Origin of the sequence: Aestuariimicrobium sp. T2.26MG-19.2B, from assembly GCF_950101875.1 — a bacterium.
Classification (GTDB): domain Bacteria; phylum Actinomycetota; class Actinomycetes; order Propionibacteriales; family Propionibacteriaceae; genus Aestuariimicrobium; species Aestuariimicrobium kwangyangense.
Genome location: NZ_CATNLW010000001.1, coordinates 511,420 through 525,374, shown reverse-complemented (window position 1 = coordinate 525,374; position 13,955 = coordinate 511,420). Strand labels below are relative to the sequence as shown.

Annotated in this window: 17 protein-coding genes and 1 tRNA gene; 10 read left to right on the top strand and 8 right to left on the bottom strand. The window is 69.2% G+C overall.

Features of this window, described 5'->3' with window-relative positions:
• The first annotated feature begins 35 nt into the window (after positions 1–35).
• The gene (gene pdxH, locus QQZ11_RS02480; protein ID WP_284548501.1) at positions 36–788 is read left to right on the top strand and encodes a pyridoxamine 5'-phosphate oxidase; all 753 of its coding nucleotides are present in this window, start codon (positions 36–38) and stop codon (positions 786–788) included.
• A 174-nt stretch (positions 789–962) separates the two neighbouring features.
• On the opposite strand, the gene QQZ11_RS02475 is transcribed toward pdxH, so the two are convergent.
• Both QQZ11_RS02475 and QQZ11_RS02470 read right to left on the bottom strand, forming a co-directional pair.
• Positions 963–1,880, bottom strand: coding sequence for an endonuclease domain-containing protein (locus tag QQZ11_RS02475; RefSeq protein ID WP_284548499.1), 918 nt, complete (start codon positions 1,878–1,880; stop codon positions 963–965).
• A 284-nt stretch (positions 1,881–2,164) separates the two neighbouring features.
• A complete protein-coding gene (locus QQZ11_RS02470; RefSeq protein WP_284548498.1) occupies positions 2,165–2,797 on the bottom strand; it encodes an acVLRF1 family peptidyl-tRNA hydrolase in 633 nt (210 codons plus the stop codon).
• Positions 2,798–2,922: 125 nt separating this feature from the next.
• On the opposite strand from QQZ11_RS02470, the gene QQZ11_RS02465 reads away from it, so the two are divergent.
• The 3 genes from QQZ11_RS02465 (at position 2,923) to trxA (ending at position 5,257) form a co-directional block, all read left to right on the top strand.
• Positions 2,923–4,101 carry an N-acetylglucosamine-6-phosphate deacetylase gene (locus tag QQZ11_RS02465; RefSeq protein ID WP_284548496.1) on the top strand — a complete coding sequence of 393 codons (1,179 nt, stop codon included), beginning with the start codon at positions 2,923–2,925 and terminating at the stop codon, positions 4,099–4,101.
• On the top strand, positions 4,098–4,787 hold the full coding sequence (locus tag QQZ11_RS02460; protein WP_284548494.1) for a metal-dependent transcriptional regulator: 690 nt from the start codon (positions 4,098–4,100) through the stop codon (positions 4,785–4,787). Before QQZ11_RS02465 ends, QQZ11_RS02460 begins: the two co-directional genes overlap by 4 nt.
• Positions 4,788–4,888: 101 nt before the next feature.
• Complete coding sequence (trxA, locus tag QQZ11_RS02455) at positions 4,889–5,257, top strand: thioredoxin (protein WP_022909462.1); 369 nt, start codon at positions 4,889–4,891, stop codon at positions 5,255–5,257.
• Between the two features lie 97 nt (positions 5,258–5,354).
• On the opposite strand, the gene QQZ11_RS02450 is transcribed toward trxA, so the two are convergent.
• A tRNA-Arg gene (locus QQZ11_RS02450) sits at positions 5,355–5,427 on the bottom strand.
• A 127-nt stretch (positions 5,428–5,554) separates the two neighbouring features.
• Between QQZ11_RS02450 and QQZ11_RS02445 the strand changes: the two genes are divergently transcribed.
• Entirely contained in the window at positions 5,555–6,943 is a 1,389-nt protein-coding gene (locus QQZ11_RS02445) for a UTP--glucose-1-phosphate uridylyltransferase (RefSeq protein ID WP_284548491.1), read from the top strand.
• Positions 6,940–7,332: a hypothetical protein gene (locus QQZ11_RS02440; protein ID WP_022909464.1), complete on the top strand. Its 393-nt coding sequence runs from the start codon at positions 6,940–6,942 to the stop codon at positions 7,330–7,332. Before QQZ11_RS02445 ends, QQZ11_RS02440 begins: the two co-directional genes overlap by 4 nt.
• A 397-nt stretch (positions 7,333–7,729) precedes the next feature.
• Here the strand turns inward: QQZ11_RS02440 and QQZ11_RS02435 are convergent, their stop codons facing one another.
• The 4 genes from QQZ11_RS02435 to QQZ11_RS02420 all read right to left on the bottom strand — a co-directional run bounded on the left by QQZ11_RS02435 (position 7,730) and on the right by QQZ11_RS02420 (position 10,160).
• Positions 7,730–8,095 (bottom strand): MscL family protein, encoded by a 366-nt coding sequence (locus QQZ11_RS02435; protein WP_022909465.1) that lies wholly within the window; start codon positions 8,093–8,095, stop codon positions 7,730–7,732.
• Between the two features lie 186 nt (positions 8,096–8,281).
• Positions 8,282–8,932, bottom strand: coding sequence for an SAF domain-containing protein (locus QQZ11_RS02430; protein ID WP_284548490.1), 651 nt, complete (start codon positions 8,930–8,932; stop codon positions 8,282–8,284).
• Positions 8,933–8,990: 58 nt separating this feature from the next.
• Positions 8,991–9,377 (bottom strand): FmdB family zinc ribbon protein, encoded by a 387-nt coding sequence (locus tag QQZ11_RS02425; RefSeq protein ID WP_022909467.1) that lies wholly within the window; start codon positions 9,375–9,377, stop codon positions 8,991–8,993.
• A 156-nt stretch (positions 9,378–9,533) separates the two neighbouring features.
• Entirely contained in the window at positions 9,534–10,160 is a 627-nt protein-coding gene (locus QQZ11_RS02420; RefSeq protein WP_284548489.1) for a 5-formyltetrahydrofolate cyclo-ligase, read from the bottom strand.
• An 18-nt stretch (positions 10,161–10,178) separates the two neighbouring features.
• On the opposite strand from QQZ11_RS02420, the gene QQZ11_RS02415 reads away from it, so the two are divergent.
• The 4 genes from QQZ11_RS02415 to QQZ11_RS02400 all read left to right on the top strand — a co-directional run bounded on the left by QQZ11_RS02415 (position 10,179) and on the right by QQZ11_RS02400 (position 13,501).
• Complete coding sequence (locus tag QQZ11_RS02415; protein WP_284548487.1) at positions 10,179–11,471, top strand: molybdopterin molybdotransferase MoeA; 1,293 nt, start codon at positions 10,179–10,181, stop codon at positions 11,469–11,471.
• Between the two features lie 133 nt (positions 11,472–11,604).
• Entirely contained in the window at positions 11,605–12,372 is a 768-nt protein-coding gene (locus QQZ11_RS02410; RefSeq protein ID WP_284548486.1) for a hypothetical protein, read from the top strand.
• A gap of 139 nt (positions 12,373–12,511) precedes the next feature.
• On the top strand, positions 12,512–13,279 hold the full coding sequence (locus QQZ11_RS02405) for a COG4280 domain-containing protein (protein ID WP_284548485.1): 768 nt from the start codon (positions 12,512–12,514) through the stop codon (positions 13,277–13,279).
• 12 nt (positions 13,280–13,291) lie between these two features.
• Entirely contained in the window at positions 13,292–13,501 is a 210-nt protein-coding gene (locus QQZ11_RS02400; RefSeq protein WP_284548484.1) for a hypothetical protein, read from the top strand.
• A gap of 52 nt (positions 13,502–13,553) precedes the next feature.
• On the opposite strand, the gene QQZ11_RS02395 is transcribed toward QQZ11_RS02400, so the two are convergent.
• Complete coding sequence (locus QQZ11_RS02395; RefSeq protein WP_284548483.1) at positions 13,554–13,916, bottom strand: cupin domain-containing protein; 363 nt, start codon at positions 13,914–13,916, stop codon at positions 13,554–13,556.
• Positions 13,917–13,955: the final 39 nt, after the last annotated feature.

Below are 13,955 nucleotides of genomic sequence, written 5' to 3'. Positions count from 1 at the left end.
GGAGCTGGTGGTCTTGGGGGGTGAACAATGGGGCCATGGCTGATGGCATGCCCGTACTCGGCAAACCTGGAGACACCCGCGAGCCGCAGGAGCCCGGGAGCGTCCACGACCCCCGCAACCTCCACGACACCCGCAATCTCCACGACCAGCGCGTCGACTACCACGGCGACCTGCTGCCGCTCGATCTCACCGAGTTCGACCCGTGGGGCTGTTTCGGGGCGTGGTTCGAGCAGGCGACGGCCGAGAAGCAGGCCGGACGCCTCGACGAGCCCAACGCGATGGTCGTGAGCACCGTCGACCTGACACCGGCCGGTCCGCAGCCCACCAGCAGGGTGGTGCTGCTGAAGGAGTGGGACGAGCGTGGGCTTGTCTTCTTCACCCACGCGACCTCCCGCAAGGGGCGCAACATCTCCGACCACCCGCTGGTGAGCGTGCTGTTCTGGTGGCCGTCGTTGATGCGGCAGGTGCGCATCGAGGGCGCGGCGACGGCGGTGGACCGGGCCGAGACCGAGGCGTACTTCGCGACGCGTCCCCGCGGGTCGCAGCTTGGGGCCTGGGCCTCGCACCAGAGTGAGCCCCTCGCGGGTCGGGACGACCTCGACCGCGCCCTCGCCGAGGTCACCGCACGGTTCGACGGAGTCGAGGTGCCGTGCCCGCCCGGCTGGGGCGGCTACCGGGTGCGACCGAGCCGGTTCGAGTTCTGGCAGGGGCAGCCGAGCCGGCTGCACGACCGGGTGGCCTCGACCCTGCTGGATGGTGACTGGAGCAGCACCCGCCTCAACCCCTGATCGCCTTGGAACGTTGCAGACCTGGGCCGAGCCCCGCTACTTCGCAGGTGCGGAGCGCCCGACACGTTCACGCCAACTGCAGCGAGCGCCCCTGAACGGGCAATCGCGTGCCGATCGGGCTGCGATGGGCGTTTCGGGTGCACATCCTGCAGACCCAGGACGGGTGTGACCACCTCAGGCGGCCGGGGCGCGCCGCTCTTGTGGCCTCACGGGGAGCATTTCTCGCTGGTGCAGCAGTTGCCGGATGCGTGCGATGGCGCGCCCGGGCTGGGTGGTGATCTCGGTCGGGGTCAGGTTGAGCACCTTCCAGCCGTGGCTCGTGAACAGGTTTCGGCGCTCGTTGTCACGGATCCGCGCCACCAGGCCCCCATGGTGCTGCTCGGAGTCGACCTCGACGATCGTCCGTGATGCGACGAACCGGGCATCAGGGAACACCACCCTCCCGTCGAGCACCATGCGTGGGTTGCCCTCCCAGCCGATGAGGCGTGCAGCCCTGAAGAAGTCGTGGAGGTCGACCTCGGCCACCGACCACGGGTTGCGCCGGGCGCGAGCGGCCGCGGCGCGCCAGCCGGGTCCTTCGGCCCGTGGTGCCAGGGCGGCTGTCCTCATCAGGGTGGCTGGGGTCACATCGCCGCGCCGCCGGAGGGTCGTGCACAACGGGTCCCAGTCCCCGCGTGCGGCACTCCACAGGGCCGCGGCCGGCGGGGTCAGCAGCAGGTGACCATGGCGCTCCGTCACCAGTTCACCGGGGTACTGAGCGCGGAACACCCGGAGCCCCAGCACGGTTCGGGTGGGTCGTCCGCTGATGGCGATGGAGACCTCCTCGCAGGAAAGTTCCGGGCACCAGTCGACAGCGATCGCCGCCCGCCCGAGCAGCACCGCGTCTGGCTGCCACTCACGCACGATCTCCAGGGAGGTCTCGAGCTGGCCCAGCATGGAGGCTGCTGCCACCAACCCTGGTGCCGGCCTCACCAGCACCCCTTGTGCGACCAAACTCGTCACGGCCGCTCGCAGGTGTGGGTGCGAGGACGCCCTGATCACGCCGTGGGAGCGGCGCAGCAGGTGGCCGATCTCGTCATCGTGCTTGCCCATGCCCCAACCATGGACCGCCGGAGGACGACCTCCGTACAGCCTGTGGACAACTCGGCTTCGTGACGGGTTGAACGTGATGGAGCCGGGGCGGCGGGGCTGGGAGCACGGGGACGCAGACGGAGCAGCCCAGCTGCCGAGCTGCAGCCCGAGCACCTGACTCGGCAATCACGTCCCGATCGGGCTGCGATGTGCCGTTCAGGTGCACGATTCGCAGCTCCAGGGCCGAGCAGATCCCAGGGCGCCCCGTGTCGAGGTGCCCCAGGCCGGGCCGCCGTGACTCCCGCTCAGGCCAACTCGTTGAGGGTGATGGTGGCGGACCTGGCCAGGTCGACCACCTCGATCAGGGTCACCCGCCGGGGTTCCGGCGCGGGGAGCACCCCGTGGCCCGACAGCAGCGGTCGCAGTGGGGCGAGGCGGGGGTCCTGCAGGATGGTGGCGATCGCCTGGTGATCGCCACCGCAGACCACGGCCTCGAGGCTCTCGAGCACGGGCAGCAGGATGCGGGCAGCCTCGTCCGCCGCCTCGTGATATGCCTTGTCGGCCTGGTTCTGCCGTCGGCGGGCGTAGCGCTGCTGCGACCAGCCCCCCGCCTTGGTGCGACCCTGCACGTAGTGGGTGTCGACCTTGCTGGCCCGCAACTCCCGGCCCTCGAACACGGCCACCGCGTGGGCTCCCTTGCGGGCGACCACCACCCCGATGGTGCGTTCGGTCAGGAACCACGCGCTCAGGTCCTCCACCTCCACCAGCTCCGGCAGCGCGCCCCAGCCGGACGACACCATTGCCTCGGCGCCATCGGCCGCGTGCGCGATCACGTGGCCCTCGTCCCAGACCAAGGAGAAGCCACCATGGCGGGCACCGAAGTTCTCGAACCAGCGGCGCACCCGCTCGGCGGGCACGATGACGCGGCGCTGTTCCATGACTGCAGTCTGGCCCACGCCCCAGGTGTCGGTCTGCCCCGGTCGCCACAGTGCTCATCTGACAGACTGGCCCCACCCCCTCAGACCCAGGTCGCGTCCCACGCGCCACTAGCAGGAGTCCATGCATGCCCGCCATCGCCGCCCACCACGTCGTCACCGGAGTCGACACCGGTCTGGGCCGCGCCCACGCGCAGGCGGCCACGGTGCATGTGGAGGGCGATCGCATCGTGTCAGTGACGCCCGGCATCGACCCGGATGCTGAATTCGTCGAGGGCTGGCTCGTGCCCGGGTTCGTCGACGTGCACGGCCACGGCGCGGCGGGCCACAGCTACTCCGATCCCGATCCCGAGAACGTGCTGACGGCGGTCAGGTACCACCGCGCCCACGGCACCACCAGCCTCTTCACCTCGACGGTGACCGAGCACCTCGACGACCTGGTCGCCCAGGTGGCCGGTCTTCGGAGGTTGGTCGAGGCCGGTGAGGTCGACGGGATCCACCTCGAGGGACCCTTCCTCTCACAAGCCCACAAGGGCGCCCATGACGAGACCCTGCTGATCGACCCGACTCCCGAAGCGGTGGGACGACTGCTGGCAGCCGGCGGCGAGGCGATCGCCATGGTCACGCTCGCCCCCGAACTCCCGGGCGGAATGGATGCCGTCAAGCAGTTCACCAAGGCGGGTGTCGCAGTCGCCTTCGGCCACACCGACGGGCTGGGGGACCAGGCCCGCACCTCCATCGAGGCAGGCGTGACCACCGTGACGCACCTGTTCAACGCCATGACCGGCATCCACCACCGCAAGCCGGGGCCCATCCCGTGGCTGCTGACCGACGAACGGGTGTCGGTCGAACTGATCTGCGACGGGATCCACCTGCACGCTGACACGGTGCGGATGGCCATCGAGGCGGCCGGCATCGACCGCGTGCTGGTGGTCACCGACGCCATGGCTGCCACGGGACAAGCCGACGGGCGCTACGTACTGGGCAGCCTGCAGGTCGACGTGCTCGACGGGGTCGCCCGCATCGTGGTGGCGGGCGATGCCCCCGGACCGATCGCGGGCTCGACCCTGACCATGGACCAGGCAGTCACCTTCCTCGTCGACGAGGTGGGTGTCGGGATCGGCGAGGCAGCAGTGATGGCTTCGACCTCACCCGCGCGATGGCACCATCTCGACGAGGTGGGGGAATTGTCACCGGGAAGGCTGGCGAACCTCTGCGTGTTGGACGATGGTGCACATCTGCGGCGGGTGATGCGCCGCGGTCGCTGGCTGACGGCGGCCGGCACGACCGAGGGGGAGCAACCATGAGTGAGTTGATCGACACCACCGAGATGTACCTGCGGACGGTCTACGAACTGATCGAGGAGGGCATCCCACCGCTGCGGGCCAGGATCGCGGAGCGGCTGCACCAGAGTGGCCCGACCGTGTCGCAGACGGTCGCGCGGATGGAACGCGACGGGCTGCTCCACGTCGCGGACGACCGACGGATCCTGCTGTCGGACCAGGGGCATCACCTCGCCGTGGCCGTGATGCGCAAGCACCGACTGGCCGAGCGCCTGCTCACCGATGTGATCGGTCTCGACTGGCAACTCGTCCACGACGAGGCCTGTCGCTGGGAGCACGTGATCTCCGACGAGGTCGAGGCGCGGCTCGTGTCGATGCTCGGTGACCTCACCGAGTCTCCCTACGGCAACCCGATCCCCGGACTGGTCGACCTGGGTCTGACCAGCACGCCGGAGGACTTCCGCGAGGACAACGTGCCGCTGCACGAACTCGTCCCCGCCTCCGGTGAGGTGCAGGTCAGGCTGGTGCGGATGAGTGAACACGTGCAAGCCGAGGCAGAGGTGCTCTCGCACCTGGCGGAGGCCGGGGTGCGCCCCGGGGTGACGATGACGGTGCGCCTGGCCCCCTACGGCTACACGTTGCTCGTCGGTGAGCACGAGTGCGAGGTGGCGCCGACCGTGGCCGAGGGGTTGTTCGTCCGCCCGGTGTGAGCCCGGGCACGTTCGTGGCCGGGAATAGTGTGAACCCGCAGGGGCGTTCCACTACGTGACCGTGCCCGTCACCAAGAGGCGGGCTGACGAGAGGACAAGACATGGCCACCGTTGCCGTGAACAAGGACAACTTCGCCAGCACCATCGACGGATCCGACGTGGTGCTGATGGACTTCTGGGCGAGCTGGTGTGGCCCGTGCATGCGTTTCGGCCCGATCTACGAGGACGCTTCGAACCGCCACGAGGACGTCACCTTTGCCAAGCTCGACACCGAGGCGGAGCGCGATGTCGCTGCCGCCCTGGAGATCAGCTCGATCCCGACGATCATGGCCTTCCGCGAGGGGCAGCTCGTCTTCCGCCAGGCCGGCCTGCTCAACGGCCGCCAGCTGGACGACCTGATCGGCCAGATCAAGGCGATCCCCGCAGAGGAGCTCGCCAAGGCCAAGGCGTCCGAGGGTGCCGAGGCCTGAGCCTCCACTGACCGACTGGGCGCAACCCGCGCGGTCTGACCGCAGCAGCTGAATGGAGAACCCCGCCGTCATGGACGGCGGGGTTCTTCACGTCTTGCGGCCCTGATAGGAGTCGAACCTACGACACAAGGTTTAGGAAACCTCTGCTCTATCCACTGAGCTACAGGGCCATGGGCTCCGGTCCTGAGCCGAGGTCCAGGAATGCAGAAGTCCAAGGATCAGCCTAGATGGAGCGGCGGGGTTGGCCACAATCCCGCCCCGCCTCTGTCGGAGTCCGCGCGTCCCTAGACTGGCCCCATGAGTGTTGAGGGACTGGCCAAGGCCCAGCAGAAGATGCGAGACGCGGGTGTCGCGGAAGCCGCGATCGAGGTGTTCAGCCACTACTACCGGCAGCTCGAGACAGGAGCATCGGGGCTGATCCTCGAGGAGAGCATCGAGCCGATGCTCGAGGTGCCGATGCTCGACCAGGTCGACGTCACCGACGAGGACGCGGACGCAGCGCTCGACCGCACCGTGATGATCAAGCTCAATGGCGGCCTGGCCACCTCGATGGGTCTCGACCGGGCGAAGACCCTGCTCGAGGTGCGCGACGGCAAGACCTTCCTCGACCTGATCGTCGGGCAGGTGCTCACAGCCCGCGAACGCTACGGGGCGAGGCTCCCGCTGATCCTGATGAACTCCTTCCGCACCCGGCAGGACTCGCTGGCAGCGCTGGCTGCCCACCCCGACCTGCCCGTCGAGGGTCTGCCCTTGGACTTCCTGCAGAACCAGGAGCCCAAGCTCACCGCCGACACCCTCGAACCCGTCGAGTGGCCGGCCGATCCCACGCTCGAATGGTGCCCGCCCGGTCACGGCGATCTGTACACGGCTCTGGAGGCATCAGGGCTGCTCGACCAGTTGCTCGAGGCCGGATTCCGCTACGCGTCCGTCTCCAACGGTGACAATCTCGGTGCGGCTCCCGACCCCCGCATCGCGGGTTGGTTCGCCTCGTCCGGAGCGCCGTACGCCGCGGAGGTCTGCCACCGAACCGTCAACGACCGCAAGGGTGGACACCTGGCCATCCGCAAGGCTGACGGACAGCTGATCCTGCGTGACACCGCCCAGACGGCTGACGACGAGATGCACTTCTTCACCGACGAACACCGCCACCCCTTCTTCCACACCAACAACCTGTGGTTCGACCTGCAGGCGCTGCGCGACACCTTGGCCGAGCGCGACTCCGTGCTCGGGCTCCCGCTGATCAAGAACGCCAAGACGGTCGACCCGGCCGACAAGTCGACACCGAAGGTCATCCAGGTCGAGTCGGCCATGGGCGCCGCCATCGAGGTCTTCGAGGGCGCCACGGCCATCTGCGTCGATCGGTCACGGTTCCTGCCGGTGAAGACCACGAACGAGCTACTGCTGGTTCGCTCCGACTGCTACCGGTTGGACGACCTGGGACGACTCGTCGCCACCGGCGATTCGACCCCGCTGGTCGATCTCGACGGCGACCACTACAAGGTGATCAAGGACTTCGACCGCAGGGTGCCCGATGCACCCTCGCTCAGCCGGGCCAGTGCGCTGCGTGTGAAGGGCGACTTCACCTTCGGCAGGGATGTCTCCGTTGTGGGCGACGTGTCCCTGACCACGGACGAACCCCGGACGATTCCCGACGGCACCACGGTGGACGAGGGCTGGACCCCGTGACGGATCCGGCCCCGCTCGGCGATCCGTGGCTGCGGGCCGTCCGACTGGCCCTCACGGGACAGGATCCCGCTGAGGACGTGGCGGACGAGGAGCCGGGCCCGGATCCGGAGGCGTTGGTGGCAGCTCTGGCCTCGTCCGGGTGGGACAGGGACCGGCTGCGCGAGCACCGAATGCAGTGCCAGCAAGCCGAACAAGCGTGGCCGCACCCGTTGCCGGCCGACCTGGTACGGACGCTGGGTGCTGGACAGCTCCACGCCGTTCTTGCCTCGGTGCGGAGGTTGACGGGGCTGACGGGCCTCCACCGCACCCACCGCGTCGGGCCCGCGGTGCTCGGCCCTGCCGAACAGCGGCTACTGGCCGACCGGCCGCCTCACCACGGCAACGTCTGACTAGGCGCGGGACGGGGGGAACCCCTGCGCACCGTGGACAGGTCCCGCGCAGGGGGACGGTGATCGGCGGGTGCGTGTCAACCACCCTGCCCGCTTCCCTCGCAACCTGCCCCCGGAACGTGCACCTGCCCTACCCCTGGTCGGGGGCAACTGCGCCGAGGCGAGGCAGGTGGTGCGAAGAGGCGGCAACCGGGGCGGCATCGGGGCACCGGCTCCGGGCACCGGCTCCGGCACTCGTCGGGGAGCCTGTCCCCGGACGAGACGTCCCGACCGGTCAGGCCGCCGGGAACCCCGCCGACACCACAGCCATGGAAGAACCCCCCGCCACTCCGTTGTGACGAGGGGTTCTTCGATGTGGCCCCACCCGCCGCGTGTGCGAGGCGGTGAAGCCCTGGGGTCAGACGCGAGGAGCGCTGAGCAGGTCGCGAATCTCAGTGAGCAGCACGGCCTCGGGGGAGGCCACCTCGACCACCTCCGGGTCCTTGGCGAAACGAGCCTTGGCGGCTTCGTAGGGCTTGACGATGCCGAAGTACACCACGGCCGCGAGGATCAGGAATGCCACCAGTGCGGTCAGGAAGACGCCCACAGGAATGCCTCCGGGGGCGTACTTGTCGAAGTTCGGGGTGCCACCGAGCTTGCCCAGCAGGGCGAGGATGATGGCGGTGAAGGTCTTGACGACCTCCGCGAACGACGTGGCGATGATGAAGGCGACGGCCAGCTCGACGAGATTGCCGCGCATGACGAAGTCCTTGAACCCCTTCATGGGATCTCCTTTCTGTTGTCGAAGTGGCAGCCCCAGGCAGGGACTGACGGACCCACTTCGAGGCGAGAGCCTACTCACGGCGCTGAGGCGTGGCGTGCAGGCAGGGCCGGAGGGCGCAGGATGTTGAGCCAATTGTCAGCCCAGGTGTTGACACGCCCCGGTGCACCAGGTGGGCGTGGATGGACCTCACGAGGGCGCTCCCAGCGTGACCGACAGTCCCTCGGACGAGGACGCTGCCGCCACCCGCTCGGCCGTGGCTGGATCTGTCGCGATCACCACCACACCTTCGTCTGAGGCCGTCACGCCCCCGCCCAGGGGGCCAGTTGCCGCCGCGTCGGCCACCAGCGCGCTCACCCGGGCAGAGGTGGCGATCGTCCGTGCCTCCCCGTCGGCCGACTGGGCGACCACATTGACGACGTCTCCGACCCGCAGCAGGCTGGCCACCGCGGGGTCGGACAGTCTGAAGGGAACCAGCACCTGCCCCGCACCGGCCGAGCGCTCACCCAGCGTTGCGCCCGGGATCAGCGCGGTACCGCGGGGAAGGGCAATCACCAGCACCCGCCCCGCAACCTGGTCGACGGAGGTCGGTGCACCGGGAGGGGCAGCGACGTCGGGCCACTCCACCAGCCGCAGGTCACCGCGCGACAGGTGCGTGCCAGCAGGCAGGTCACGGGCTGAGACCACCACTGTGGTGGTCGGGGGAGGGTCGGGTCGCAGCACCGAGAGTGCACTCAGGACGGCGAGTCCGACGGCCAGCGCTGCCAAGGTTCGGCGGTGCCAGCGCAGGGCGGCCACGAAGGAGTCGCGGGTGCGGGCCAGGTCGGGGAGGCGGGTCACACCTCAGTTGTGCGGTGCAGAGACCACTGCTGCACCACTCGTGCACAGATCGGCGAGGTCAGCTGGCCTTGGCTGTGGATTGCGAAGAAGTGCTTGACGCAGAGACCTTCGTCGTGCCGTTGGCAGCAGAGGAGGACCCCGTCGAAGCTGCGGCGGGACTGGGGGAAGCGGACTCGCCCCCACCGGCGACGCTGTTGCCACCAGAACCACTGGACCCAGCACCATTGGACCCCGCGCCGCTGGCTGCAGGCGACGAGGCGCTCTTCGAGCCTCGGGAATCGGTCTTGTAGAAGCCCGATCCCTTGAAGACCACGCCCACCGCGTTGAACACCTTGCGCAGGTCGCCGCCGCACTCCGGGCACTCGGTGAGGGCGGAGTCGGTGAACTTCTGGACGACCTCGAGGTCGGCCCCGCACTCGGTGCAGCGGTACTGATAGGTGGGCATCGGCATCTCTTCTGGAGTCTGGACTACCTGCGTGGGGGTTGCCCCCGGGGCAGTTTAGCCGCGCCGCTGCTCGGACGAAGAACCGTGCCACCACGCCCTCGGCGAACCAGGTTGCAGGTGCGAGCCAGTCGAGGAGGCGTCGACCGCGGACAGAGATCACCAGCAGGTGATCGTCCGATTCTCGGTGACGATGTGTCGAACCCGACGGTCGTGGCGTTCGAGGGGGAGGTCGGTGCACACCTCGGCATCGTGCAGCAGCAACACGATGTCGGCATCCGGCCGGGCGTGGCTCAGGGCACGGTCGAACCATCCGCCGCCGACCCCGAGGCGGGCCCCGTCGGCGGTCCCGGCCAGGCCCGAGACCACGATGGTGTCGGCGTGGGTCAGCGCGTCCGCAGCCAACGGAGCGCCGTTCGGCTCGGGAATTCCCAGGGGGCCGGTCCGCAACTGGGCCATCGCCGAGAGCAGCGCCCACGTCGGGTCGGCGGCTCGTCCTGTGAGCAGGGGAGCCAGGACGGGTCGTCCGGCCTCGGTGAGCACCTTCGCCAGCGCCAGGGTGTCGGGTTCGGGCGGGCGCGACAGGTACATTGCCACGCGACCGGTGGGAGTCAGCAACTGCCACAGCCGTCGGCTCCGGGCGCGGTCGGACTCCGCGCGGTGCTCGTCCGACAGTGAACCCCGGCGCACCAGCGAGGCCTGCCTCAGCAGTTGTTTGGTCCGTTTCACCGAATCCAGCTCGGGTGCGTGCGCGGCCGGTGCGGGCGGCGTCTGGGGATCGGTCATTCGCCTATCGTAAGGAGCATGCCGCTGTTCGGACGCAAGAAGAAGGAGCCCATCGTCGAGGTGGAGCCCCCCAAGCCGACCCTTCCCCAGGGCCCCGAGGTCGATGAGCACGGATTGCGGGCCTTCGTGGCGCACCGCGACTACCTGCTCTCGCTGGTCGAGCCGCTGCCACCCTTCGGAATGCAGTTGCTCGACGCCCTCGGTCTCGCCCTCTGCGAGGAGATCACGGCCCACTCCGACCTGCCTCGCGCCGCCTTGGCGACCGAAGCCGGCTATGCGGTGCGCTCCGACGACGTGGCCGGTGCCAGCAACGACGAGCCGATCACCTTGGCCGTGGTCGACGCCGGGAGCGAACTCTCCCAGGGTGCGGCGGTGCGGGTCGACGCCCACACGGCACTGCCCGACGGCGCCGACGCGGTCCTGCCGCTGCCCTTCACCGATCGTGGTGACAGCGAGGTGAAGGTCTTCGAATCGGTTCGGGCCGGCGAGTACGTGCGCCAGCGCGGTGAGGACGTCACCGACGGAGACGTGCTCGCCCGCGAGGGCCAGGTGCTGGACGAACGAACCGCCGGGCTGTTGGCTGCCCTGGGCTTCGACAAGGTGCTGGCGCGTCCTCGCCCCCGAGTGGTCGTCGTGTCCGTGGGCGACTCGCTCGTCGAACCGGGACGCCGGCTGAGCCATCCCACCCAGGTGCACGACGCCAACGGGTTCATGATCGCCGCGGCCGCCAAGCGTGCTGGCTGTCAGGTCTGGCGGGTGGGTGTGGTCAGCAACGACCCCGAGGTGATTCGGGAGACCATCTCGGACCAGCTGATCCGGGCCGACCTGATCATCTCGACCGGCGGTGTGGCCGACGGGTCGGACGACCTGGTGCGGGCCGTCATGCCCGAGTTGGGGCTCACCGATTTCGCGGAGTTGGCTCTTCGTCCCGGACGACAGCAGGGATTCGGGCTGATCGGCGACGACAAGGTGCCGATGCTGATGCTGCCGGCTCGTCCGCTCAGCGCCTTCGTGAGTTTCGAACTGTTCGCCCGTCCCATCGTCCGCACCCTGATGGGTGCCGACCCGGCCGTTCAGCCCATGGTTCGGGCGATCACCCCCACTGTTCTGCGATCCCCGGTGGGAGTGACCACGGTGGTGCCGGCCGTGGTGCGCGACGAGACGGGTGTGCACCGGGTCGAGGTCTTCGCCGGTGGCGACTCACAGAATCTCAGCGACCTGGCGAGGGCGAACGCCTTGGTGGTGATCGACGCCGACACCGAAGTGGTGACCGCCGGCTCTTCGGTGAGGTGCGTCCTGTTGGGCGACTGAGCCCTCCGGCGCGGAGGCGGCGCGACTCAGGGGCTGCGAACAAAACACCACCACTCGAGCTCGTGTCAATCGATTCCCGACACACCGTCGAGCTTGGGTCGAGGGTCGAGCGGGTCGCCGTACGGTGTTCCGCATGGGTACCGGCATCATCTTCGCGCTTGTGGTGATCGCTGGTCTCGCCTACCTGATTCCGTGGTACGCCTCCCGCCGTTCGGGCTCGACGATCGAGGACGAGGACGAGTCGTTCGCCGATTCCATGACCTTGATCCGCCGGGCCGGCGCGTTGGTCGACCCCGCTGCCGGCGAGTGCGAGGTCTCCACGCCGATGACCCGCAGGGCGGGTCTGTACGAGGTGCAGCAGGCCCACCGCGCCGCCGCAGTGCGGCGCCGTCGGGTGATGCTCACGCTGCTGGCCCTGACGGTCGTCACGGCAGCCCTGCCCTTCGCCCTGCGTGGGGCGCCGGGCTGGGTGCCGTCCGTGCCCGTGTGGGGGGCAGCGATCCCCGGTGGACTGCTGGGGTTGTTCGTCGCGGTCGCTCGTTACTCGGTCGTCTCGCTCAACGAGCGGCTCGATCGCCGGGTGGAACAGATCCAGGCGGGGTGGGAGAACGACACCATCAGCTTCGCGGTACCCGCGGAACTGCGTGAGGCGGCTGAGGCCGAACTCTCCGTGGAACTGAGCGTGCCGATCACGGGCACCGGTTCGCTGTGGGACCCGATTCCCGTCACCACTCCCACCTACGTCTCAAAGCCCTTGGTGCCCCGCACCGTACGGACCATCGACCTGTCGGCACCTGCGCCGCTGTCACCCCGCGTGCCCGTGACCAACGACACCCAAGAGGTCCCCGTCGTCGACGAATCGGACGAGGTCGGTTCTCGTCGCCGCGCCGTCGGGGAATGATCCGGGCACGCCCCGGGCGACCAGGTCGGATGGGGCATTCCTGACACGGGCTCGTGGCTTCGTCCCGGAGTGGTGAAATGGGGGACGCGGCCGCCCGGGCCGTCGGGAGCCAGCTCCCGAGCAAGCGAAGGATCGCCGCGTGACCGGTGTCGCCCTGTTCCTGGCCGTCTTCCTGGCATGCGTGGTCGAGGCGGTGGAAGCGCTCACCATCGTGCTCGCCGTCGGCACCACCCGCGGGTGGTCGTCCGCCTTGAAGGGGATGTCGGTTGCTCTGCTGGCCCTCGCCGTGATCATCGCCGCCCTTGGCCCGGCCGTCGCCTCCCTGCCGCTCGGGGTGCTGCGCCTGGTGGTGGGTGGACTGCTGCTCGTGTTCGGGTTGGGCTGGCTGCGCAAGGCGATTCTCCGCGCCAGTGGCAACAAGGCCCTGCATGACGAGGACGCTGCCTTCCAGCGCGAGGTGTTGGCCGCCCGCTCCGCCTCGGCTGAGCGCCGCCCCTGGGTGGGCGACTGGTACGCCTTCACGCTCGCCTTCAAGGGGGTGCTGCTGGAGGGGCTCGAGGTGGTCTTCATCGCCTTGACCTTCGGCAGCAACCAGCACAACCTGCCCCTGGCCGCTGTCGGTGCCGGGCTCGCCGTGGTGGTGGTGGCCGCGGTCGGCATGGCCGTGAGAGCGCCGCTGTCGAGAGTGCCCGAGAACACGCTCAAGTTCGGGGTCGGAGTGATGCTCACCTCGTTCGGGCTGTTCTGGGGGGCGGAGGGCGCCGGGGCCCACTGGCCCGGAGCCGACGCCGCACTGCTGGTGCTGATCCCCCTGGTGCTGGTCTTCGCGCTGCTGCTCGTCCGGGTGTTCCGGCGGACGAACGCGGCACCGACGGTGTCGGGCGATCACGTGCCGGCGAAGGTATGAGAGGTGTTTGACATGCGCATGCTGAGGTCGTTCGGGGCATTCTGGTGGGACTTCATCGTCGGCGATGACTGGCTCGTGGCCGCAGCCGTCGTCGTGGGGCTGGTGGCCACCTGGCTGGTCGGCCATCACACCCGTCTGGAGGCGTGGTGGGTCATGCCGGCCATGGTGGCGCTCGTGCTGCCGCTGAGCGTGAGGCGGCTCACCTCGAAGGCCAACTCCTGATCGACGACCCTCGGACCGGTGTCGCTGGCGAACCCCCGACGCGGGGCCCGACTCAGGTGCGCAGGTCGACGATGTCGATGGAAACCTCGACAGCAGGGACACTTCCCCGGTTCTCGAGCCAGTGCTCGGTCGTGTGGTCCTCGGGCCAACCCAGCCCCGGCCCGTAGTCCGTGGCGCTGCCGTCGCGGAGGTCGGTGATCGTCCCCTCGAGCACGTAGACCACGCCCGGACGACCCACGTGGTCGTGGATCGGGCCGAAGATCGCGCCCGGGGCCATGGTCACCCGTCGCAGCCTCAGTTGCAGGCCATCCATCCCCTCGACCTCGGGGCCGAGATCGATGTCGCTGAGGGTCTCGACGCTCACCCCGGTGGTGGGGGAGTGTCGGTGGTCGGAAGGTTCGGTCGGGGTGGACATGCTCGCATCATGCGCCTGCCCGGTGCCGATGTCGATGGC